The following is a 22,008-nucleotide window of genomic DNA, read 5'->3' on the forward strand; positions in this document are numbered from 1 at the left end:
CCCCTTAGTTCACGCCGCCGCCAGCACCTGAACCACCAAGATCTTTGCTGACTTTGTTACTGATTGAACGAAATTGGGCTTCCGTGGATTTTTTAAAAGTGATGCTGTTGATTTTCACACTACCGGAATCAATCAAGGAAATTGTCGGAGGAGGCTCATTGCGTTTGCTGGCGCCAGCTTCCAATTTCATGGTGACTTTATCGCCGATGATACAGACTTCTTTGATATATACGACCTGCTGATAATCGTCGCCGCTTCCTATGGCATTGACGTTCGCTTCCAGTTGCAATTTATTGCCGGCAGGCGCGATTTTCAATCCGGCTGTCACTGCGAAGCTGTCGACTGTGAACATCACCGGCAGTTTTTGCATCATTGCGGGCATCTGGGTTTTTCGCTGCTCGAAATCAGCCATGTTATTCACGCAGACATTTGCCGCTTTACTTTGAAAAGCGACCAGCGTCGCTGTCACAAACAAAACTGAAGAGAATCGCATTCACTCACCCCTTTTTGTCTATTTTAGAACGATCCAGTCACCCTTCGCATCTTTTTTTAAATTTAGGGTCACGAACGGGTATTTCATCGGGTCTCCCGGAAGACCTGTTTCCTTGGCAATCAATTGCACGGCATTGGAAAAATTAAACTGGCCAGTAACTGATGACTTCACTGTGCTGGCGACTCTTAAGAGTTTTTTTCGAACATCTGGTGCATACGAAGTGATAAAAACCGTCGTCACACCCGAACTCTCACTGCTCATCCGGACCTCCTCGGCCGAGAATTCCGCAAACTTGACCATGTAACTGACGTAGGCGTTCTTGAAATTATCGGACTGGGTGAGGTAACCGCGGGCTTCTTCTTCGACCGTGGTCGCGAACTGGGCCTTCGCAGCCTCTTCGGCGGCGTTTTTAAAGGCTTTTTCGTTGGAAGTACAAGAAACCAGAAATGCCAAAGACAGGGCTGTCAGGGTCTGAAGAATTGTTTTCATATCATTCAGTATGAATGGGCTGTATTTAAAGACAACCACACATGACTGCTTGCGTTATTTAACCCCAAAACAGGCAGTTTTGGTGGACGAAGCCCAGCCTTTATCCCTATATTGTGGGACTTTGGGAGATACTTGAAATGACTACTTTTGTTGGAATTATCCATATCATCGTTGCCCTCGTTTTGATCGTTCTTGTTTTGATCCAAGATTCAAAAAGCAACGGCGCATTGGGCATGGGCGGCAGCTCTGGTTCAAACAGCCTTTTGGGCGCAACTGGCGCACAAACTTTGGCTGGTAAAATGACTGTTTGGGCAGCTGTGATTTTCGCAGTTACTTGCTTGGCTTTGTCAGTATTCACTTCTTCTGCAACTAAATCTGTTGTTGATACTTTGCCTGCAGCAGCAGTTCCGGCACAAACAGCAGCTCCAACTGCAGCGTCTACTCCGGTTCCAGGTTCTGAAGCTAACAAGCCTCAAGATCTTACAGCTCCGGCAGCTTCTGCACCGGCAGCAAGCCCAGCGGCTCCAGCAGCTGCAGCTCCTGCAAAATAAAGTTACTTAGTTCATAGTTCTTCGCTATAGTTTTCCTATGGCGAAGAAGAACAACTGGTTGATTCCCTCTCTTATTGGACTTGGAGTATTGAGCGTAGCTCTTTCACTGGTCATCTCCTCTCTCACTGAAAAACAAAAAGTTGCCACTCGCCCTCTTGCGCGCGTTGATTTAAGTCTCGGCAAAGCCTTTATCCTTCGTAAAAACATGACTCAAAAAGAAGCTCTGACTCGTTCTGCGTCTTTATATGCTTTGGATTCTGTGGAAACAGGTCCCGATGGCGACGCGACGATGACTTTTGATTCTGCTTACCGCATTCGCGTTCAGGAAAATTCTCTGGTGACGTTGGATGAGGAATACGACCGTCAAGTGATTCTGATTAAACGCGGAGATGTGCAGGTCGAAGCTTATGGTCGCGACGGCTCTGTTATGATCTCCCGTGATGGTGTTCGCTGGACCGCAACTGATTACGAAACTAATTATCGTAAGCAAGCAAACTCCCCAAACCTTCCCGACATGGCTCCATCCACTGAAGGTTACACCGGCAAGAAAGCTGGCGGCGAAGGCTTAACGTCCGAGTTCATTCAAGAAACTTTACGCACGCACAGAAATTCATTTTTTAAATGCTACACACAGTTGCTGCAAAGAACTCCAGGAGTCTCAGGCCAAGCCTCTGTTGGCTTCACGATCGAGCGCACCGGTAAAGTCAGCAATCCCACGGTCACCTCGTCTACAATCAGCGACGTCACTTTTAAAAAGTGTCTGACCGAGGCCATCCGCCGAGTCGAATTTAAATCCTTTGCGGGGGATCCGATTTCGACTGTTTTCCCTCTGAAATTTGAATAGTCTAATTTTGCAAAAGAGCTTTGGTGCGAGCAATGGCTTGCGCTGTCGACGCGATTTGGTCTGCGGGCGCTTCACGTTTCAGCCTTAACTCCATGGCTTCTTCAAACAAAGCCAAAGCTTCCGTGAATCTATTTTGATCGAACAGATTTTTACCCGCATGCTGAAGGGCAAAATGCAGGAGCTCGTTCGCTTTGTCGTTCACCCGGCAAACTTCGATAACTTCCTTAAAGAGCTTGTCGCTGAGCTTGAATTGCTTTTTATATTGCAGCACATGGGCTAAACGAATTTTCTGCTGAACTTCTTTGCGAATACCCAGTTGCTCTTCATCCACAATGCGCAGAGCTTCGCGCAAAACCTGCTCGGCCTCATTCAAGTCACCCAGACATCTTAAGTGCACACCGGCTTCGCCTAAAATGCTGACACGTTTGGCGTGACTGGAAGCCGTCGCCAATGATCCCAACAAATCAATGACATACTTACGCAATCCGATCGGATCGACTGGAACAGATCTAAGATTTTCATCCTCTTTCATTTCAAGTCGCTTATCCATGCAGGTAATTCCTAACGATAGTCGTGAAGGTAATCGATGCGGTCTGGAATCCAAGGTTCGTGAATGCCTTCCATCTCATATACGCGTCCGTCGACAACAGTTTTCTCCTTTAATGGAGCCACCGTTGGGTAGTACGAAGGATACAACAAACCTTTTTCAATAAAGAAGGCACGAGCCGTCTCATAGGCCGTTTGCCCGATGATCCCGCGACGAATAAATTCATCAAAGCTTTTCATCAGTTCTTCGGGAGTATAGCTGTAGTTATAGATCATGTCCTGAACGACGGCATAGACGCCTTCCAAGTTGATGCGGCTATCCTGGTATAAATCCAAGGCCACCTGGAAAGTGTTATAGGTCGCCATTGTTCTGCGCCCGAACTTCAAATAGTAATCAGGATCTGTATCGGTCGCGAGATTGATATAGATTTTTTCCACCGGATCGTTTTCTGGAATCTGCGCTTGCAGCTCCAGAATCGTGTCAACCTGCTCCCCCGTCACATTTAACTTTTCCAAAGTCAGGCGGATCTCGTGGGGACCCAAACGGCGCGAACAGATATCAGAATACAAATTATAGATGATCGCATCAGTCTCGCTGTCGTCGCCCCAACAGATTTGGCGAACATTTTCAGCCAGACGAGTTCTTAATTGCATCAAGGCTTGCAGCTTATAACCGACTTGTTTCGTCAGACGCCAAAAGCGACCAGGACGCAGATTTGCCAAGTTGTCCTTATAGAAACAACCAAACGGACGAATATTATCCAGCGCGAATTTTTCCGAGATTCTTTCCTCCATCTGCGGCGGTGAAGCCGTGATGAAGTAAATCGGAAAATACATATAACCCTTTTGAGCTTTACGATATTCAGACAGTGATTGAAGCAAGGTGTTTGTCCCGGGAACGTTCTTTTTATTCAAAGCACGTTCAAGGACTGTGGTTAACAGACCGGATAAGGAATCGATAGTCGTATCGAGATAGGTTTTATCGATATCCCACAAGAAAACTTCGTCGTGAGATTTCTCCATGCCTTCAGAGACATATCGAAAAAACACCACGTCGCCATTCATCTCGCTCAGTTCACGCCAATCTGCCATGCTGACATTTTGTCAGAGGATGGCAGATCTTGGCAAGTCTTAGCAGCCCGTTCCTGGTTTTGGATCTGCCATTTGGCGACAGCGAACCTGGCTTTTTGAGCACTTAATACGCATGTGGAAATGATTGTAGTGATTTACTTCAGGCACCAGACGACGCAAAGTCTCTTTTGCCAAATCCGTGCTCATCTCACCCTGACTTTGAGCATAGGAGCACAAAGATTTTTTCAATGTCGGATGGATAAAGATACGATCCACGAATTTGGAACTCACAGAGTACTTAAACAGTTTCCACTGCTGAGCCATCATCCAATCACCGATCGGTTGGTTACCCTTCAAGGCAGAAGAAAAGCCCGTCATCGTTTTATCAGCTTTAAAGTAATAAGCGATATCCGCATCCAATCCATTGGTGTGGGATTTGTGACTGCCAAGCGACCCACCTTTTTGTCTGGAAATATCACCCAGGCGCAAGAAATGAGCGGGAGCCACCGCCTTCGTATATTTACCAAGCTTCGCAATCAAGTAAGCCATTTCAATCGTACCAAAGTGCGTGGCACGTTCTGGCCTGAGAACCTTGAAGTTCGTTTCCGGATACGCTTTTTGATAACCCAAGATGTCCGTCGCTTTATCCAAACGACCTGAATTCACAGGGCCGATCGCTTGATCCAGCTTTGCCAACAAATCAAATTTCGGCGGAGCTGGAACGACGACAGGAGTTTCCTTTTTGTCGTCGTCCTTATCGTCATTTTTGCCTTTGTCATCAGCCTTTGGAGTTTCCTTCTTAGGCTCATCTTTTTTGGGTTCGTCTTTTTTAGGTTGATCCTTTTTAGGAGGAACTTCCGGTTTGCTTGGAGCGTCCTTTTTGGGAGGAGTTTCCTGCTTTGGAGTTTCTTTTTTAGGATCGTTTTTCTTAGGTTCGTCTTTTTTCGGAGTATCTTCTTTGGGCGCAGTTGGAGCGGGAGTTTTTGGTTTCGGTTTTACCACCAAAACTTTCTCGATGTCGTTTTCAACGTCACCCACGTAAGAACCCATGCCTTCTTCAACATCCAGCTCTTCGTGCTCTTCTTCTTCATGGTCTTCATCGGCGAAAGTATCATCTTGTTTTTGATCTTTAGAACCGCCACCTGGAGCTGACTCTACAGCTTCATCAGCCTCTTTTGGTTCTTCCGGCATGGACATAGTGTCTTCGACAGATTCAACCTGGTGGTGATAGATCCGGTCTTCGTAAGAGATATAGATATCCACGAAGTTACTAGAGCAATCGCCTTCAACGCCCAAGCATGTCGCTTTGGCAGCGATTTCCAAATCAGCCACTCCTACGGAACCCACTGGTTTCATAATCGCGAAGCCTTGGGAGTCCGTCGTACCTTGCAACTGAACGTTTAAAGGAACGGTTCTTTTAGAGTCTAAAGTTTTAAGTTGAAGTTGACCTGTCAAAGTCACTTTTTGAGTGCCCTTATCAAAGGCCACATCCATACCCTGAAGTTGCGTAGCACCCTCGATCACCTCATAGGCTCCGGCCTGGCGAACTTGCGGCTCTGCTGGAGTCGGCGCTGTATCACGCACAGCCACCGGCATGTTATTCCCGCGAGGCGAACACCCTGAAACGATCAAACCTATAATGAGTAGTGACGATAGTAGTCTTCCCATAGCTATGCCCTTGGTTGCACGAACTATGCTCCGGGAAATACGGCTATATTCGATTATAGGGGGTATGGGGGTGTTTAGGAGTTAGACAGGGGCCCAAATTCGCGGAACCACAAACAAAAAGACCGATCCTAAGGATCGGTCTTTGAGAGGCTATCTGAAGGATAGACAGAACATTAGAACGTCGTCACTGTTTGGCAACCCAAAGCTGTGATTCTTTTCTTAACTAGAGCCGCCCAGTTGTTTGTATGAACGCTTAGCAATTCAGATTTCATACGGCCCAACTCAGAAAGGTTGTTACCAACGCCACGGGCAGCTTGGCCACCACGGCACATTTGAACAATCGTTTGGTCTTCAGAACGGTTGTCGTAGATATAGTTATCGATCATCAAGCAGAAAGATTCGATAGCTGCCAAGTGGTCAATCGCAGAAACCCAACGGTTCCAAACGTCTTGAGTCTCGCGGCAAGCATCAGCATAAGCACGGGAATCTTTTACTAGGTTCGCTGGAACCAAAGTCTCAAGGTTGTTCGCAGCATTACGGTCACGAAGAAGAGCGGCTTGCATTTTAGCTGCAACTTTATCGTCAACACGGTTTGTGTAACCACCGTTGTACGGAGCTTGAACTGCTTTACCAGATTCAGTCAGGCGGAACGCACGGTCTTGAAGTGATTTAAGACCTTCGTTGAATTGCTTAACAGAAGCTCTGTGTAGGCCCGTTGTGTATTTGAACCAAGACATTACTGGAGAGCTGATACCCAAAGAACGAGTCTCGAACAAACCTGTTCTCAAACGAGCCATTTCAGAATCAATTTCAGATTGAGAGAAGCTGTTTGCGTATTTGCGCAAGTTGTCCAAAGAGTTTGTGATACGAGCTGCTTGAGCTTGTTTTTCAGCCAATGTCGCAAGACGAGCTTGGATTTGGTTGTACTCAGGAGAACGTCTCAATTGTTTGTCCAGATCAGCTTGAGCTTGCTTCATGATATCTTTAGAAGCCACTGCAGATTTGTCCATTGCCTCAAGCAAGTACTTCGTCGTCATCGCGCATTGAGCAGGGTTGTTACGAGCTACTACTGATTGAAGATTTTGAACGTAGATTTTGCCAGCGGATTTCAAAGTGTTCGTGATTGGCGTCGCGCTGTAACCAGTCGTTGCCAACGAGTAGTTCACGGAACCCAAAAGCTTAGCAACGTAAGAGTTAGAATCAGTTGCAACTGCCGCCAGGTTGATACCCAATTCACAGATCATTGCATCTGCCGTTGTGCTCTTAACGAAAGTTTTGTCCAATTCAGATTGAGCAGAAGCTGCAGCTAGAGTCGTGTTCAACTCCAAAGCAGCTTGGCTTAGTTCGTTTTTACGAACCATCAAAGCATTCGTGTCTCTAGAAACACCAGAGAATTTCACAGAGTAGTTACGAGCTACCAACATCTCTTTAGAGATCTTAGCAACTTGCTCGTCGCGACCTTTCGTCAAGAAACGGTATTTTTGCTCAAGACGGATGTATTGGCATGTGTTTTCAAGAACTGCACGGCGAACCAATGGATCTTGGATCTTAGTGGAGTTTTCGTTCACGATTTTTTCCATAGAACCGATAGCGCTTGTCAAAACTTGACCGCCCACGATGAATGGAATCGCTGCAGTACCACCCGTCATTGATGCTGCCATCAATGCATAGGGAGTCAAACCGTTGATCATGTCGTTGATTGCCAACGCCACTTGACCACCGTTCATTTGTTGACGGCAGTTTTTGTTCATAAGGTCTGTGTTAGAGAATGAAGCTGCCAAAGAGGAAGCTGCACGGATAGCGATATCCACGTTAGCTGTGATCTCTGGAACTTTTTCTTTAGGGATTTCTTCTTCAGCATGCAAGAAAGGTTGAAGCTTTTCGATAGCGTCAGTGATTTTCTTGTTGTTGTCGATAACCGCTTGTTGGTTGATTTGGTTGCCAGCGCAAGAAGGAGAACTTACCGCTTGGTTCAACGCATTTACAGCAGACAGGATGTCAGAGTAAGTTTTGTCTTCAGAGTTCGTAAATAGGTTACATTTGAAATCGTCAGCCACACCAACAGAGTCTTTAACGATCACTGGAAGACCGTTGCCACCAGTACCGTTAGCTGTGCCTGGCAAACCTGGAACTGTGCCCGGTTGACCTGGTTGCCCTGGAGTACCTGGAACTGTCGGAAGACCTGTGCCTGGAGTTCCTGGAACTGGATTAATTTGGATTGGACCTGGAACGATGCCACCTGGTTGACCAGGGTTCGTGCCGATGCGTGGTTGAGTTGGGAATAGATCATCTACAGAAGAAGTTGTCGTTGTATTGATATCGATCGGAAAGAAACCTGAGTCGATACGTGCTGGTGCTGCGAAAGCCACCTTACACTGAACAGCAGTGATAACTGCCAAGCCTATTCTACCCCACTTCATAGGAACTCCTTTTTGTATTTGTCGTAACCCTAAAATGAACCTAGTACTGCCCCGTCGTGTACCATTTGGCGGCCATTTAAGGCACCGAATTGGTTCCAGGGGTTACGAATTTGTAGGCTTTTTAGTAAGGATGGTAAAAAGAATCAAACCTTAATTTACTATTGCAAATAATTGAGGAACTTTTGACGGAGTTCACGATTGTTAACCTGAAAAAGATCGCCATGATGTCCATTGCGGACAATCCATAATTCCTTTGGATCACGCGCCGCTTCGTACATTTCGCGAGAGCTTTCAACCTCGATCACCGGATCATTTTCGCCATGAATTAAAAGCAGCGGAATGGGTGAAAACCGACCAATCGGCTCCGGCGATTGAGCATCACTTAAAAGCACATAACTCAGTGGCTGAAACAGCCAGGTCCAATAGGATCGACTTAAAACCCTTTTTCCCATCTTCTGATAGGAAGAAAAGCTACCCTCCACCACGATGTTACGAATCGCCTGATGGTCTTTAATTTTCATGGCCGTCTGCATGGCAATGATGCCACCCAAGCTTTGCCCATAAAAAATCAACGGCCGATTTTCTCGGTTGGCTTTCAACCAAGCCGCCGCAGCGACTCCCGCCTCCACCGTATTTTCCGGAGTCGGAGTGCCCGAACTTTCACCATAACCCGGGTAATCAAAAATGAAGTAATTATACCCCTCGTTAGGCAGCCAATAGAACATCATGAAGTGTGAACTCAGATTTTCAGCATTTCCATGAAAGAACAAGATCGTGCCTTTGCTTTCTTTTTGTCGACTTGCAAAGTACCAACCATGAATGTCATCGCCTGAAGCCGTTTTGAAATGCACATCTTCATACTGCAAATTCAAACGGGCCGGATCATAGTACCTGCCTTGAGTAGGATAATATAAAAGAGACTGGCATCCGCACATAGCCAAAGCCAACGCAGTGAGGCTTAGAATTTTAAAGCACAGTCCTCTGATTTTCGTCATACTTAAATCATGAAACGCTTTGAACATGCCTGGCAAGATTATAAGTGGATCGATATCGAAGACCCTAAGAAGGAAGACTTCGTAAACCTCGCAGAGGAATTAGAAATTCCCATGCAAGCGATTTCCACCTGCATGGATCCCGAACACTTGCCACGAGTGGAATATCTTGACCATTGCACGATGATTATTTTACGCCACTTCGATAGTCGCGCACGCCCCGGCGCGGGAACTATTCAAGAGCTTTCGACGAAATTGGTTTTCTTTGTGGGGAAAAAGTATGTACTGACTTTGCACCGTACTCCCCTGCCATGCATTGAAGATAAAAAAGATAAAGTTCCCTTCGAGCAAATCACCATGTCTCAATTAATCGGACGCATTTTTGTTAAAGCCTTTCAAAGTTTTGAAGCGCCCCTGGATGAGTTGGTCGCCAAAATGGATGCAATTGAAGGCCGTATCTATGCCCTTCGCCGCAAAAGCATTTTGCGTGAGGGTTATCACGTGAAAAGACGCGCATCCGGATTTAAAAAGATTTTTAAATTCACCGAAACTGTGATCAACAGTCTGCAACAACACTCGCGCATTCATTCGCTGAACTATGATTTGGTTCGTGATCCCTTAGGACGTTTGATTTTTGATAGCGATAACATCGTCGAAGAAATCACCGGTCTTTTGAATTTGCATCTGGCCTTGATGTCACAAAAAACCAATGAAGCTTCCTTTAAAACGAATGAGATCATGCGCATTCTGACCGTCGTTTCTATTTTCTTCCTGCCTTTAAATTTCCTGGCGGGAGTTTACGGAATGAATTTCAAACATATGCCGGAACTGGATCACTATTATGGCTATTATACGGTCTTAGGTGCGATGGCTATTATCGCGATCGGAATCCTAGGCTGGGTATGGCACAAAGGCTGGCTTAGCAAGGACGACTTTAAACCTTAAAGATCGAACTAGTTTTTGCCAGAGTGTTTACGTTCTGGCGTGGGCTTGAATAAAGCTGTAATAAAAAACGGCATTAGGATCGTTGGCGACCGTGGCCATTTCTTCTTTCATGCCTTCGACAACTTCTTTAGAAACACAGTGAGCCTTCACCAACTGATCACTCGCACTCAGTAACAACTCCGTCCAGTACTCGACGCAGTCTTTGCGCGCTTGCGGTTGACGATTGTCTAAGAACCAAGTTTTCACTTCCGTTTGCACGTCATGAAACCCCAGCTGCATCAGGAAGTTTCCAAGTTTCGCCCCAACGAAAGGATCACCATGCTGTTTCAGCTGATATTCATTGAAGGCCATCCAATACTTCCAAACATTCGGGGAGTACGGATCCAGGAAAAACGAAGCATTCATAACTTCGGTAATATAAACCGGAGAGCCCGGACGAAGTACGCGCCGTACTTCTGACAAAGTACGAATTGGATCTGGTACGTGTTCCAAAATCCAACACAGAAATGCACCATCAAAAGAGTTCGCACCAAAAGACATCTTGGTGGCATCCATCTCTTTCATTTCAAAGCGCCCCGCCAAACCTGGCAAAGCTGCAAGACGATGACGTGCAGAGCTTAATTGATTGGTGCTAAGATCAATCCCCGTCAGATGCAGATCAGGAAAACGACGAAGAATGATTTCACTTTGCGCGCCAACACCACAACCGACTTCCAACAGCTGACTGACGCTGGATAAATTTACATTTTGATAGACAGTGTGCTCACCAAAGCGAGCTTGTTTGCGCAAACGCTCTTGTTCGTCTTTGCTGAATCCATGAAGATAAGGAAAATCGCCAGCCATGTGCAGCCTCCTGATTCCAGAAGACTATAGCACAGATTAAAATGAGTTCCACTTGATGGATGACACGGGGAATTCCACCCAGTCTTCATTCAAGGGGAAACCCTCGGGACGTGGTTCCGTCAGCCCCTTAAAGCTTAAAAACGCCGTCAGGGCACAAATGAAGGACTCAAAAGCATGATTGTTTTCGATCATTAATTTGACGTCCTGATCATATACGAACGCAATATTGTGGGTGCTCAAGGCATGCAGAATCGCGCGGCGACTTTCATCTCCACCAATCGCATGCTTGTGAAACAGGAGATGGCTTTTCATCACATGAAGTGAACGACCGATGCGCCATAACGACAGCTTCGGAAACACCTCGATGACTTTCATATTCAATTTTTGTTTTAAAAACATCGCGCGCGCCAAAAGCGGCGCCATGTTCGCCCCCATCGCATGTTGCAAATGGAATGGCTCTTCGATTTCGGTCGACAAATACATTTCCACACAACGTTGCGTGTACGGAGTAAAAAGTTTGCGTGGCTTTTTCTTTTTGTGAAGCTTGCGCGTATAATCCCACATCCACTTGATATGCGGCTGATGATTGCAGGTTTCAATCTCACCGCAGCAGGGATTTCTTAACGTATTGGGCAGTTGAAACGGAACATCGAAAGCCAGCAAATCAATGCTGTTATATTGTTCGATGATTTCATGAATTTTAAAGTCTGCAGAGTGCACTTCGTCGCTTTTAATTTTTTCAACCAGACGAGACAGAAAAACTTTATTGTGCTTGGGGTAATATTCAATAACCGACACGCAGGCTTTGTCCATTTTGCCACCGCCCAAAGAAACGCCGACAAAACGATGCACATCACCCGCATGATTTAAAGAAGCCAAAGGCGTCGTCTTAACAACAGACGAGCGAGGTTTAGCGGTTTTTTTCGCAACCTTCTTGCTCGTCTTTTTTTTGACGGCCTTACTCTTTACAGAGGGTTTACGGGCTTTGCGCCCATGACTTGGAACCCGGCTTTTTGGCATGCGTCTGCGACTCCTTTTTTATTCTCAGGAGGGCACCACACCAGCACGCAACCACCGCCCCCAGCTCCACAAATCTTAACAGCCTCGGCCCCATTCTGCAAAGAGAGTTCAGACAGACGGCGGATCTCAGGACTGGAAAACTCTGGAGCGAGTCTTACACGGGCTTCGAATTCACGTTTAAATAAATTTCCGAGTTCATTCCAATTTCCGCTACGGACCGCATATTCGGTTTCAATCGCGATCACTTTCAGATCGCGCAATGCTTGAATTGTGCCAGGATCTTTTGCGACGGAATCCTTCATCACTTCAAAATTATTCAATCCAGAATGATGAGCTTTCCCCGTATAAATCAGCATGAACTTTTCAGCCAATGGAGTTTTGGAAACATCCATCACTTCCTGCTGAATTCCATCGTATCCATAACGAAGGATATTCAATCCCCCCGAAGCCGCAGGATAGTAATCCTGCGTTCCAGTTGGCGTATTTAAAATTTCAGCCTCGATATTGTGAGCCGAATGCACCATATGGTGAACATCACGAAACGGCTTATTGCAGAATTGTGCAAAAGCTTTCATCAATCCAATCGTCAAACTGGAGCTACCACCCAGGCCACCGCCGACAGGGCTTTCCGAAGAAGTTTTTAAACTGAAACCCTTCGTCGGCATCCAATAGCGAAGCTGAGTTTGCAACAATATCATCTGCGGATCTGTATCGGCCAAAGCTTCCACCAAATTGGAGTACGCTTTGCGAACTTTCAAATCAGCGGATTCCAGGACTATCGTAGAGTCATCATGCGGCGTCAGTTCCACGTTGGTGTAAACGTCGATAGCAACATTCACTGTAGAGGCACCGTTGATAAATAAATAAAGGGGCCACAAATCAAGAGTGCCCCCTGCCAAATCCACGCGTGTCGGTGATTTAACGATAATTTTCTGCATTACAAGCTGTCTTTCTCATGGGCGAGTTGAGCGCCGGTTTGATCTTTACTATCTTGCTTCGGAGTGGCCCCCACTTTCAAGTCCTCAGTTTTAAGATCAATTAAATTATCCAGGGCCCCTGGTCCCATCAGCATCTGGAATCTCGGCTCTGAAACTGAGGCATAAATTCTTTTATCTGTTGCTTGCCCCACTTCCGCTTTCCATGCCTGCTCTCCCAGTTTTAAATTCAGGGTGAACAGTGGAGTTAGCGTCGGCATTTTGCCATCGACATAATTCGCAGCCCTTGCATCCGCGATATCACGGAAAAGCTGACGAACTTTTTGCTGATCAAGCTCCACCTTTTTTGAACCCGCATCCACCCACTTGCCTTCTTTCAAGGCGATTTCGACAATGCCGGATTTATTTTTTAAACGGAAATATTCAATGGAAGCCATTTTATGGCGCAGAAAACGGCGGTCACGAAATTCACCTACGGGCTTTTCCAGGCGGGTCGTCCAACTGTTGTTAACCACCAGGACTCGATTTTCACCATCACGACGGGCAAAGGGATTGTTTTCAAAATTAGTTTTAGCGGAAATATGCAGAGTTGTCGATTGGCCCGCGGAGTTTGTGTACTTCACAGATCCAGCTGGTTGATCAAGACCGAAGGACTTCCAATCGATACCGTCACCTTCCTTGACTACATCATAAACTTTTTCAGAGGACGTCATCTTGATCAAATCATCTGCAGAAGCATCGTCAGCACTGTCTTTTAAGGGCTGCTCAAGATTCCAGCCTTCCACCGAGCGTTTTAAAACAACGGATTCGCCGCCGCTTTTTAAGATTTCGATCGCGTCGATCTGATCGGTGTTCATTGTGAAAAGTTTGGCGCTGGCATTCTTTGATTCCTCAGCTTTTTTTTGCGCCAGAAAATCGTACAAAGCATAACCACCGAACACCAAAAGACACATGACCAATATGCCGCGACCTTTGATCTTTTTCACGCACTTCTCCTTCTGGAATAAAGAGTGATGCCCGCGCCCAAAAGCAGCAAAGGCAATGGAATTAAAAAGGCGAAAATGAACACTGCAAATTTAGTTTCCGTCAAAATCAACTGCGTTGCCTGCGGTTCTTTAGGAGAAATACTGATAAGGTTTTCCTCTTTTGCCAAAGACGCCAGGGAATTTAAAACCAGATCACGGTTCAAATTTTGATACAGCATTTGATTGGTCATGAAGTCCACGTCACCAGCGATGATCGCTGCAAACTTTTTAGCCTGGGGATCTGAATCCCATTGGCCGACAACTTGATCCACCAATGCAAAGCTTCCCACAGGGCCGTCTTCCTTCAGATTCATCGATTTGAAAGCCATGGATTTCGGACTTGTTCTGACCAATTCATCAATAGTCATACCTGGTGGCTCAACAACTTTTTTAAGCGCTTGAGGATGACGGAACAAGGTCACTTCGCTTTGGCCAAAGGCTTTGGTGATTTCATTCAGTGGAGAAAACACAGAGCCCATCACAGGTCCCTGATTTATTCCTTGGCCCATCACCGTATCAACGATGTTGAACACATAGTTGTTACCAAGTTCAATACCCATTTTTCTGATCAGTTTATCCAGGTTCGCTGGGTTTTGTGATTCCAGGGCGATGAACAGGCTGCCACCGTTCTTTAAATAACCTTCCAACGCTTCCACTTCGTGAGCCAGGAAGTTTTGAATCGGTCCCGCAATCACGATGACATCTGCATCGGCAGGAACTTTGGGTTCAGAGATCAGCGGCAACGGCTTTACGGTGTAGCGGTTACGCTCTAGCATCACCTTAAGGGCATTTAGCCCCAAACCTTCTTTGACTTCATCAAGGTTCGCTTCACCGTGACCTACGGTAAAGTAAATGGTTTTGTTTTTCTCGCGAGTTACTTTGACCAAAGAACTTGTGAATTCCTGCTCGTCAATTTTTTGCAGCAAGTTGCGACGGCCTTTGTATTCCACGAATGCGGTGCCGCTGCCTTTATCAACGCCGAAATCCTTGGCCAAATCCGGTTGTTCGTTCACTTCAACGAAATTCAGCTGAATGCGCGGATTGATGTCCTGATACTTTTTGATCAGGTCGCGGAAGGAACGACGGTTCTCTTCGTTACCTTCAACACCTTTTTTATAGAAGAAATAAACTTTTAATTCTTCATCCAGATTTTTAACCAGCTTGATCGATTGCTCGGCCAAGGTATTTGACTGCGCTGTCGAGAAATCAAAAGTCAGATAATGTCTGACACCGATATAATTGACCACGGCCAGGACTGCCAGCATCAGGAGAATTAAAACTCCCATACTCATGCCCTCTTTCGTCGTTTTCATGGTCAGAAATTCTTTAAAGAAAGCGCGGTCTTTGACGATCCCCGCAATAAGGAAAAGAACAGCCATCCCTAAGGACAACCAGCAGAACGGAACCCACTCACCCAAAAGATAGCGAGTAATGGTCATGCAAACCAAAGAGATCCCCGCCATTAGAAATGAAATTTTACTAATTTTGCTCATCACTATCTCCAACGGGAAGATTCAACCACACGTTCAGCCAAAAAGCAGAACAACACAATCAGACTGCCAAAGAAAACCAATCCATTGGTGCGGATGGTTCCTTCAACCAGGCTCGACAAATGTGTGCTTAAGGAAACGTGTTCAAATATTTTTCGCGCAATTTCGCTATCCACAACTTCAGCACCAATACCGATAAACCAGATCGATACATTCAAGATCACTGACATCACGTACGCAACCAGGCTGTTTTCAGTTAAAGCGGAGCAAAACAAATTCATCGCAGCGTAAACGCCACCGACGATAAAGATTCCCAGAAAAGCTACCAGCAAGGGGCCCCAGTTCAGTTTTGCCAAAGCCGCTGTTGCCAACGGATAAGTCAACGCCAAGAACACGATCCCCGCCACAGCTCCCAAGGCGGCAAGGTATTTACCCAAGACAATCTGCAAAGAGGTCACGGGTGACGTCAAAAGCAAATCAAATGTGCGAAGCTTTTTTTCTTCAGCAAACAATTTCATCGTCAAAGCGGGTACCACGAATATCAATATCAAATTCAAGTAAGAAAGCTGACGCAAGAACACCCCGTAATGAATGTTCAATTGATTTGCCGGGATCCCCTGTTGCGCCACATAGTTCATCAAGAGCTGCGCAAAACCGTAAAGCTGCAATGGATAAATCCAGCTAAAGACCAAGCTTACTAAAAAGCAGATGATCCAATAGGTCGGGTTAAAATAAAAACCTTTCAATTCCTTTTTAAGGATGATCATTGAACCGTTCATGACTCACCTCTTTCTTGACCGTAAGTGAGTTTTAAGAAGACGTCTTCCAAATCCATTTTGCTTGGAGTGAACTCCAAAAGCCCCAAGCCTTGATTCACCAGGCGCGTGGAAACTGCAGCCACGATGTCATCGCCACCGCGCACATCAATACGCCACTCTTTGTGAGAAATACCTTCATGAACCGAAACGACTTCGCGGATATCGGATAGGACGGCTTTCATATCAGGAACATCCCGGGCGACACGAACAAGCAGGTGGTTTTGCCCCTTCTCCATCGAAGCCAAATGCTGAATGCTGTCTTCAACAACGATTTTACCTTTGTTGATGATGATGATCTTTTCACAGGTCGCCTGAACTTCGGGCAGGATGTGCGTGGAAAGAATAATTGTGTGCTGACCACGAAGAGCTTTGATCAAATCACGGATCTCGGCCACTTGCTTGGGATCAAGTCCAACGGTTGGCTCGTCCAGAATCAGAACTTCAGGATCAGACACGATGGCCTGGGCAATTCCCACACGCTGTTTGAAACCTTTAGACAAATGTTGAATCAAACGCTTTTGAACTTCGCCCAAATTAGTTTTTTCAATCGCCAGGTCCACGGACTTTTCGATTTTGTCTTTCGGAACTTGTTTCAAGGCCGCCACATAGCGCAGATAATCTCGCACATACATGTCACTATACACAGGTGGAGTTTCCGGCAGATAACCAATGCGCTTTTTAACTTCGATGGGATTTTCAAAAACGTCGAATCCAGCAACCGAGGCCGAGCCATGGCTTGGCGCCATAAAGCCCGTGATGATTTTCATGGTTGTGGATTTTCCAGCACCGTTCGGTCCCAAAAAGCCAACAACGTCACCCTTGTTAACTGAAAAATTCAGATGATCGATCGCTCTGCGTGGTCCGTAATCTTTGGTAAGATCTTTTACTTGAATCATAGTGAAATTTTAGACTCCACCACGATTCAGTCAAGACTCCTCAAGATTGACGCAAAGAAAAATGAAAGGTCTTTTCCGAGTGATAAGTCACGCGACCCAATTTATCTCCCTTGATGGGACGAACAAATCGACACTCCACCATCACCACAGCGACTTTTTGCCCCACCATCAGTGATTTGGAAGACAAGGACTCCCTTGCGACCCAGGAAGCAACTTCTTGGATTTCAGCTTGGGAAACTTCCTGATCTCTTTGGCGATGAATAATCGCGTGTGCCCCGGGATAATCTTTTAAATGCAGCCAGTAATCCCATGCCTTGGCTTGACGTAACAATGCCAGGTTGTCGGCAGCTGACTTTCCACAATAAGCCAGTGCGCCCGAATCTAAAGTGAACTTTCGGCCCCTGGCATCCGCCTTATGCATTAAATCCACCAGGCCGGGCTTGGCGGATTGCTTTTCGCGATACTGGGATTTTTCTAATTTTTCAATTTCGATGATAAGCTCTTCCAAACGTTCCCGGGCGCCGTCTTTTTTAGCGACCAGTTGTTTGGATTTTGCAAAAGCATTTTCGATATTCCAATTGATGGACTCGCGACGATTCACGAACGATCCCAGATGCGCCGGAACTTCCAAGGTACGATGAGCAACCAGAAAATTTCCGGCCTCCTGCCACTCCAAATGCTTTTCGGCATTGATTTGCTTTTGGATTTCGTCCAGAGCTTTGCGCTTTTTATCCAGGTCTTTTTGCTTTTGTTTTTCCCATTGCACGACAGGATCTAAAGAAGGTTTTTTATCCTGCTTTTGTTCTGAAAGCCATTCTTCGTGCAACTCCACTAAAGAACGTGGCTCCGGAGGATTTTCCACCGGAGGTGCTTCCTTCAAATCCAAAGGCTTTTCCCACGCGATGGTTTTACCTTGAGCACGCACAATTAGATTGCATTGCTTGGGAATCAGACGAATTTCAAGCTCACACTTGAGCGTGGTGTTAGCCAAGGTCAACACTGCAACCCGTCCATATTCGGTCAGAACTTTGAAATCATGGACGTAAAGATTTTTAGCGTTGGAATTTAAGAAAAGCCCCAGTGGCTTTGGCTTTGGCCCTTTTTTGAATGGACAATGATTTTCAAAAACCAACATCATCGGTGTATTAGGAACAAGGTCCAGGATCAACCAAAACTGTGTGCGATTGTGAAACGATAAAGCTAGCCCTCGGTCATTCGCCAGGACCTCTTGCAATTGCGCACCGTTGAGGACCTGCTCAAAGTGATTCACGAAATTGTTGAGTTCTTGTTGGGTCATGGCTTTCATCCTGGGTATTGTGTCATCCTTTGGGCCAAATTTCCAACTAGTACTTAGGTTCCATTATGGGGTTCCGATAATTTGTTTATGAAAAATGATGCTTTGCTAAAGATCGTCGAAACTCAACTTCAAGAAACTAAGTACATGCGCGAGAAAACGTCTGATTTTATCAATCGCGTGGTACAACTTTACACTTTGCAGTTAATGGGTCAGGGCAATATCCCTTTGGACTACATGGAAGAAGTTTTGGCCGACGTAGAAGCAGAAGCCATTGAAATGTATCGCAAGAAAACCTATGGCTTCCTGACTTTGGAAGAATACCGCCGTCATAAATTCCGTCAGGCAGACGACAACTAGTTTTTCGATATAAATCTAAATTTATAAAGCCGGGCCCACACCCCGGCTTTTTTTTATTTTTCCCAGTTCAGCCCAACTCCCCACCATCCTGGGGTATCGGTCGTGACGACGCGCCACCACCCACACACCACCCGTTTTCGGGGTATCGGTCAACCCACACCCATCGGCCTTGAAACGCCCCCACACCCCGCCAATCAAAATCAATCGAATGGGGTATCGGTCAAGTCATCAAGTCCACTCCACCTACCCCAGCCAGCTGCAATGCTTTTGGGAGTATCCTGGGGGTATCGGTCATCCCTTACCCAACTAAATAACCACACATCCACATCCACGTCCAATTACCGGACACTAACTTCTGTGAGAGCACACTCATCTGCGTCCGAATACTGCTTAGTTATTGCAGCTGAATTTCACGCATGACCGATACCTCCACCTCCGCCTCCGCCGCCCCGACATCCCGCCGAATCACGTACATGCGAATAAGGAGATGCTTTTGAAACAACAAACTTTTTCTACAATGCATACACATTGGAAATATAGATACTGTCATGGAGGATCGTTGCGTAAATCTCTGAAGGGCCGAGGCGCACGGCCACTTTCCAGCACGGAACCGATTCATCTCGTTTTTAAAGTGAATAAATCGGCGGTTCGCGGCGGGCTGCGCAGTCCTCGGACGTTTTTTCTTATCAATAATCTGCTGAGAAAATATTCGCGCAAATTCTTCGTCCGTGTTGAGCAGCATTCTATTCAGAATGATCACATCCATATTCTTTTGCGGGGAGGTAAACGTTCGCAGATGCAGAGCTTTTTTAGAGTGTTAGCCGGGCAATTCGCGCAGAGGTTGACCGATACCTTCTGCACCAAACATGAGGGCGACAAAATTTGGAAGCATCGGCCGTTTTCTCGCGTCGTCAAAGGCCACAGGCCATACAGGATTGTTCGAGACTATATTCAGCTCAATGAATGTGAAGCCAAGGGGCGACCTTATTCAAAATCAAGATTGCGTGGATTGACTCAGGAACAGCTCATAGAGCTTTGGAACTAGAAGTAGCTCTTTGATTCGCTTTTGAATTGTCAGGCTCCGAAGATATTCACCTTGGACTCCCCTGAACCTGACTGCTAAGGACGAGGAACGTGAAGTTCCCGTCTGTGACTATTCAACTTTCTCAATCACCGCGAAATAAAGCGGACCGAAGCCACAACGGTCGGGCATGTATGCCACACCAAACTCTGTCGCTTCTCCGCCGACACCGAGCTCAGCTGGCAACAATTTTACTTCGCCTTTTTTCTTTTTTAAAAGTTTGCGAATCACTTCATCATTTTCAGTAGGGCTGATAGAGCAAGTTGAATACACGATGCGGCCGCCAGGTTTTACAGCCAACAACGCCGCACTCAACAAAGAGTACTGACGAGTTGCCAAGTGCTCTGTGCGACGTGGACTCCATTCGTCCTGTGCTTTGGGATTTTCTAATATATGTCGTTCGCCAGAACACGGAGCATCCAGCAAGACTCGATCAAAACTGTTCGGCTCTTTCAAACCGAATTGCACGCCGTCTTTACCCGTAACCCACACACGATCACGCACTTGTCGCGGCACATATTGTTGGATGACTTTTTTCAAACGCTCGCGACGTTCTGGTGAAAGATCATTGCAAAAAATTTCGCCCTCTTCCGCGATGGCTTCAATCATGATCAAACTTTTTCCACCGGGTGCCGCGCACATATCCAGCAGGCGATCACCGGGCCGAGCATCCAGGGCCCGAGCCACCATGACACTGGCTGGGTCCATCACATAAGTATCCAGCAATTCATCGGAACGACGTTCAGGATGACTGCCTTCGCCCGCGGGAATCCAAAAGCATCCTGGAAGCTGTTCCTTTATTTCAAAACTTTTCCAACGAGTTGCGGTGTCATCTTGTCTCCCAAGATTATTGACGCGCGCGACTTGTTGTTCAGAGTTTTGTAATGCCGCAAAAAGTGTGGACCAACGGTCACCATAAACTTTTTGGAAATGCAGATAAAAAGGATGTGTGGTTTGCATAGAGATCGTTTTATAGGGCATTTTCCTCTGTGCGTCATCGGAAAAGTGTCTAAATGACTCCGATTTAGTTAGGCACGCTATTCGCAATAGTGATTGCTGGAACGAAGAAATCGTCATAACGACACCACTAACAAAGGAAAAGTTCATGAATAAATTTATGCTATCCCTGATCGCACTTTGCGCGTTTGCACACACTGCTCACGCAAATGATTTTGATGGTTATCAATCCGAAGAATCTGCTTACAGCCAAGAATCTGAAATGAGCCAAGACGAAGCGGCGATGATGTCTGATGACGTAGCAGCTTACGGTCGTGGTGGCGGCCGTGGTGATGGTCGCGGCCCAGGTCGCGGCGGCCCAGGTTGGGGTCGTCCTGATTACGGCCCGGGTCATGGTGGTCCTCGTCCTCGCCCATATCCTCCAGGACATGGTGGCCCAGGTCACGGTGGCCCAGGTTATCCTCCTCCAGGTCACGGCGGCCCCGGTCATGGCGGCCCAGGTTACCCTCATCCAGGCCCTGGTTACCCACCACCTCCACCACACCAACCAAGTGTTGAGTATGTTACTTGTGAATCTTATGGCAGCCGTTACAACACGTGCTACGTGAATCCATACGGTATCCGCAGAGTTTACTTGGCGAGACAAATCTCCAACACTCGTTGCGAAGCCAACAGAACTTTCGGTCTTTCTGGAAACTATATCTGGGTTGATCGTGGTTGCCGCGGAGTCTTCGCAGTCGAGCGCTACTAGTTCAAATCTTTAATTTCAAAAGACGGCGTTCCCCACAATGTTCGTCTTGTGAAAATCCAAACAAGAAAGCCCCGTGCCAAAACACGGGGCTTTCTACTTTTATTGCGATACTTGCATTAAAGTTCTGTCATCATATTTGCCAAATTACTTGCTCTTCATTACTTTAGATTCCATAGCGGCTCGGAGTTAACTTTGTGCGGATATGAACTGGGAATGAAAATGTCCCACACTTATAATCAAGATCTTGTAGCCCTATCTGTCTTAATTGCCACAGTTGGCGCCTATGTTGCCCTCAACATCGTTCTAAGAATCAAAGAATCACTTGGGAAAAATAATCGTCTTTGGTTGCTTGCCGGCGCGGTGGCGATGGGCCTTGGAATCTGGAGTATGCATTTCGTCGGGATGCTTGCGATGGAAATGCCGGGAATTGTTATTGGATATGATCTGGTTCTCTCCATCATTTCTTTGCTGGTTGCAATCGGAGCTTCGTTAGTCGCGTTCTATATAGTCAGTCGCGTT

The 22,008-nt window shown here is 46.4% G+C and carries 22 protein-coding genes and 1 pseudogene; 7 read left to right on the forward strand and 16 right to left on the reverse strand.

The annotated features are described in order from the left end of the window. Nucleotides 1-4: 4 nt before the first annotated feature. Complete coding sequence (locus HW988_RS14095; protein ID WP_181604856.1) at nt 5-493, reverse strand: hypothetical protein; 489 nt, start codon at nt 491-493, stop codon at nt 5-7. Nucleotides 494-511: 18 nt separating this feature from the next. Continuing rightward, complete coding sequence (locus HW988_RS14100; RefSeq protein ID WP_181604857.1) at nt 512-982, reverse strand: hypothetical protein; 471 nt, start codon at nt 980-982, stop codon at nt 512-514. 137 nt (nt 983-1,119) lie between these two features. On the opposite strand from HW988_RS14100, the gene secG reads away from it, so the two are divergent. After that, nucleotides 1,120-1,533, forward strand: coding sequence for a preprotein translocase subunit SecG (gene secG / locus HW988_RS14105; protein WP_181604858.1), 414 nt, complete (start codon nt 1,120-1,122; stop codon nt 1,531-1,533). A 37-nt stretch (nt 1,534-1,570) separates the two neighbouring features. Next, nucleotides 1,571-2,377 (forward strand): AgmX/PglI C-terminal domain-containing protein, encoded by an 807-nt coding sequence (locus HW988_RS14110; RefSeq protein ID WP_181604859.1) that lies wholly within the window; start codon nt 1,571-1,573, stop codon nt 2,375-2,377. 1 nt (nt 2,378) lies between these two features. Here the strand turns inward: HW988_RS14110 and HW988_RS14115 are convergent, their stop codons facing one another. From HW988_RS14115 to HW988_RS14135, 5 genes are all read right to left on the reverse strand, one after another. Beyond that, a complete protein-coding gene (locus HW988_RS14115; RefSeq protein ID WP_181604860.1) occupies nt 2,379-2,927 on the reverse strand; it encodes a tetratricopeptide repeat protein in 549 nt (182 codons plus the stop codon). Nucleotides 2,928-2,938: 11 nt separating this feature from the next. Next, nucleotides 2,939-4,015 (reverse strand): phosphatase domain-containing protein, encoded by a 1,077-nt coding sequence (locus HW988_RS14120; protein ID WP_181604861.1) that lies wholly within the window; start codon nt 4,013-4,015, stop codon nt 2,939-2,941. A 39-nt stretch (nt 4,016-4,054) separates the two neighbouring features. Further along, a complete protein-coding gene (locus HW988_RS14125; protein WP_181604862.1) occupies nt 4,055-5,662 on the reverse strand; it encodes a penicillin-insensitive murein endopeptidase in 1,608 nt (535 codons plus the stop codon). Between the two features lie 173 nt (nt 5,663-5,835). Continuing rightward, the gene (locus HW988_RS14130; RefSeq protein ID WP_181604863.1) at nt 5,836-8,082 is read right to left on the reverse strand and encodes a collagen-like protein; all 2,247 of its coding nucleotides are present in this window, start codon (nt 8,080-8,082) and stop codon (nt 5,836-5,838) included. Nucleotides 8,083-8,240: 158 nt separating this feature from the next. After that, on the reverse strand, nt 8,241-9,029 hold the full coding sequence (locus HW988_RS14135) for an alpha/beta hydrolase (protein WP_255490028.1): 789 nt from the start codon (nt 9,027-9,029) through the stop codon (nt 8,241-8,243). Between the two features lie 57 nt (nt 9,030-9,086). Here HW988_RS14135 and HW988_RS14140 point away from each other — a divergent pair, with 57 nt between their 5' ends. Then, nucleotides 9,087-10,019, forward strand: coding sequence for a CorA family divalent cation transporter (locus HW988_RS14140; RefSeq protein WP_181604865.1), 933 nt, complete (start codon nt 9,087-9,089; stop codon nt 10,017-10,019). Nucleotides 10,020-10,046: 27 nt separating this feature from the next. On the opposite strand, the gene HW988_RS14145 is transcribed toward HW988_RS14140, so the two are convergent. From HW988_RS14145 to HW988_RS14180, 8 genes are read right to left on the reverse strand one after another with little or no spacing between them, the layout of a single operon-like run. Beyond that, nucleotides 10,047-10,862 (reverse strand): class I SAM-dependent methyltransferase, encoded by an 816-nt coding sequence (locus tag HW988_RS14145; RefSeq protein ID WP_181604866.1) that lies wholly within the window; start codon nt 10,860-10,862, stop codon nt 10,047-10,049. 36 nt (nt 10,863-10,898) lie between these two features. Beyond that, the gene (locus HW988_RS14150; protein ID WP_181604867.1) at nt 10,899-11,882 is read right to left on the reverse strand and encodes a DUF429 domain-containing protein; all 984 of its coding nucleotides are present in this window, start codon (nt 11,880-11,882) and stop codon (nt 10,899-10,901) included. After that, nucleotides 11,828-12,820, reverse strand: coding sequence for a galactokinase (locus tag HW988_RS14155; protein ID WP_181604868.1), 993 nt, complete (start codon nt 12,818-12,820; stop codon nt 11,828-11,830). Before HW988_RS14155 ends, HW988_RS14150 begins: the two co-directional genes overlap by 55 nt. Beyond that, the gene (locus tag HW988_RS14160; RefSeq protein WP_181604869.1) at nt 12,820-13,803 is read right to left on the reverse strand and encodes a DUF4340 domain-containing protein; all 984 of its coding nucleotides are present in this window, start codon (nt 13,801-13,803) and stop codon (nt 12,820-12,822) included. Before HW988_RS14160 ends, HW988_RS14155 begins: the two co-directional genes overlap by 1 nt. Beyond that, on the reverse strand, nt 13,800-15,335 hold the full coding sequence (locus HW988_RS14165; protein WP_181604870.1) for a GldG family protein: 1,536 nt from the start codon (nt 15,333-15,335) through the stop codon (nt 13,800-13,802). Before HW988_RS14165 ends, HW988_RS14160 begins: the two co-directional genes overlap by 4 nt. A 2-nt stretch (nt 15,336-15,337) precedes the next feature. Next, nucleotides 15,338-16,111, reverse strand: coding sequence for an ABC transporter permease (locus HW988_RS14170; RefSeq protein WP_181604871.1), 774 nt, complete (start codon nt 16,109-16,111; stop codon nt 15,338-15,340). Beyond that, on the reverse strand, nt 16,108-17,046 hold the full coding sequence (locus tag HW988_RS14175; RefSeq protein WP_181604872.1) for an ABC transporter ATP-binding protein: 939 nt from the start codon (nt 17,044-17,046) through the stop codon (nt 16,108-16,110). The genes HW988_RS14170 and HW988_RS14175 overlap by 4 nt, the downstream gene beginning before the upstream one ends. A 40-nt stretch (nt 17,047-17,086) precedes the next feature. Continuing rightward, complete coding sequence (locus HW988_RS14180; protein ID WP_181604873.1) at nt 17,087-18,352, reverse strand: DUF814 domain-containing protein; 1,266 nt, start codon at nt 18,350-18,352, stop codon at nt 17,087-17,089. 78 nt (nt 18,353-18,430) lie between these two features. Between HW988_RS14180 and HW988_RS14185 the strand changes: the two genes are divergently transcribed. Together HW988_RS14185 and HW988_RS14190 are read left to right on the forward strand one after the other, a co-directional pair. Then, nucleotides 18,431-18,700, forward strand: a complete 270-nt coding sequence (locus tag HW988_RS14185; RefSeq protein WP_142701162.1) for a DNA-dependent DNA polymerase — start codon at nt 18,431-18,433, stop codon at nt 18,698-18,700. A 493-nt stretch (nt 18,701-19,193) separates the two neighbouring features. Continuing rightward, on the forward strand, nt 19,194-19,745 hold the full coding sequence (locus HW988_RS14190) for a transposase (RefSeq protein ID WP_181604874.1): 552 nt from the start codon (nt 19,194-19,196) through the stop codon (nt 19,743-19,745). A gap of 108 nt (nt 19,746-19,853) precedes the next feature. Here HW988_RS14190 and HW988_RS14195 read toward each other — a convergent pair whose 3' ends face one another. Next, nucleotides 19,854-20,741, reverse strand: coding sequence for an RsmB/NOP family class I SAM-dependent RNA methyltransferase (locus HW988_RS14195; protein WP_181604875.1), 888 nt, complete (start codon nt 20,739-20,741; stop codon nt 19,854-19,856). 145 nt (nt 20,742-20,886) lie between these two features. Here HW988_RS14195 and HW988_RS14200 point away from each other — a divergent pair, with 145 nt between their 5' ends. Both HW988_RS14200 and HW988_RS19260 read left to right on the forward strand, forming a co-directional pair. Continuing rightward, nucleotides 20,887-21,489 (forward strand): DUF3011 domain-containing protein, encoded by a 603-nt coding sequence (locus tag HW988_RS14200; protein ID WP_181604876.1) that lies wholly within the window; start codon nt 20,887-20,889, stop codon nt 21,487-21,489. A gap of 366 nt (nt 21,490-21,855) precedes the next feature. Beyond that, nucleotides 21,856-22,008: pseudogene (locus tag HW988_RS19260) on the forward strand (MHYT domain-containing protein); the annotation flags it as partial.

This window comes from Bdellovibrio sp. KM01, assembly GCF_013752535.1.
GTDB lineage: Bacteria > Bdellovibrionota > Bdellovibrionia > Bdellovibrionales > Bdellovibrionaceae > Bdellovibrio.

Bases quoted from the DNA above. Each gene is read 5' to 3' on its own strand.
- HW988_RS14185 (WP_142701162.1), top strand. From the start codon at position 18,431: ATGAAAAATGATGCTTTGCTAAAGATCGTCGAAACTCAACTTCAAGAA.
- HW988_RS14110 (WP_181604859.1), top strand. From the start codon at position 1,571: ATGGCGAAGAAGAACAACTGGTTGATTCCCTCTCTTATTGGACTTGGA.
- HW988_RS14125 (WP_181604862.1), bottom strand. From the start codon at position 5,662: ATGGGAAGACTACTATCGTCACTACTCATTATAGGTTTGATCGTTTCA.
- HW988_RS14155 (WP_181604868.1), bottom strand. From the start codon at position 12,820: ATGCAGAAAATTATCGTTAAATCACCGACACGCGTGGATTTGGCAGGG.
- HW988_RS14100 (WP_181604857.1), bottom strand. From the start codon at position 982: ATGAAAACAATTCTTCAGACCCTGACAGCCCTGTCTTTGGCATTTCTG.
- HW988_RS14130 (WP_181604863.1), bottom strand. From the start codon at position 8,082: ATGAAGTGGGGTAGAATAGGCTTGGCAGTTATCACTGCTGTTCAGTGT.
- HW988_RS14145 (WP_181604866.1), bottom strand. From the start codon at position 10,862: ATGGCTGGCGATTTTCCTTATCTTCATGGATTCAGCAAAGACGAACAA.
- HW988_RS14120 (WP_181604861.1), bottom strand. From the start codon at position 4,015: ATGGCAGATTGGCGTGAACTGAGCGAGATGAATGGCGACGTGGTGTTT.
- HW988_RS14170 (WP_181604871.1), bottom strand. From the start codon at position 16,111: ATGAACGGTTCAATGATCATCCTTAAAAAGGAATTGAAAGGTTTTTAT.
- HW988_RS14115 (WP_181604860.1), bottom strand. From the start codon at position 2,927: ATGGATAAGCGACTTGAAATGAAAGAGGATGAAAATCTTAGATCTGTT.
- HW988_RS14165 (WP_181604870.1), bottom strand. From the start codon at position 15,335: ATGAGCAAAATTAGTAAAATTTCATTTCTAATGGCGGGGATCTCTTTG.
- HW988_RS14175 (WP_181604872.1), bottom strand. From the start codon at position 17,046: ATGATTCAAGTAAAAGATCTTACCAAAGATTACGGACCACGCAGAGCG.
- HW988_RS14140 (WP_181604865.1), top strand. From the start codon at position 9,087: ATGAAACGCTTTGAACATGCCTGGCAAGATTATAAGTGGATCGATATC.
- HW988_RS14180 (WP_181604873.1), bottom strand. From the start codon at position 18,352: ATGAAAGCCATGACCCAACAAGAACTCAACAATTTCGTGAATCACTTT.
- HW988_RS14195 (WP_181604875.1), bottom strand. From the start codon at position 20,741: ATGCAAACCACACATCCTTTTTATCTGCATTTCCAAAAAGTTTATGGT.
- HW988_RS14200 (WP_181604876.1), top strand. From the start codon at position 20,887: ATGAATAAATTTATGCTATCCCTGATCGCACTTTGCGCGTTTGCACAC.
- HW988_RS14095 (WP_181604856.1), bottom strand. From the start codon at position 493: ATGCGATTCTCTTCAGTTTTGTTTGTGACAGCGACGCTGGTCGCTTTT.
- secG (WP_181604858.1), top strand. From the start codon at position 1,120: ATGACTACTTTTGTTGGAATTATCCATATCATCGTTGCCCTCGTTTTG.
- HW988_RS14150 (WP_181604867.1), bottom strand. From the start codon at position 11,882: ATGCCAAAAAGCCGGGTTCCAAGTCATGGGCGCAAAGCCCGTAAACCC.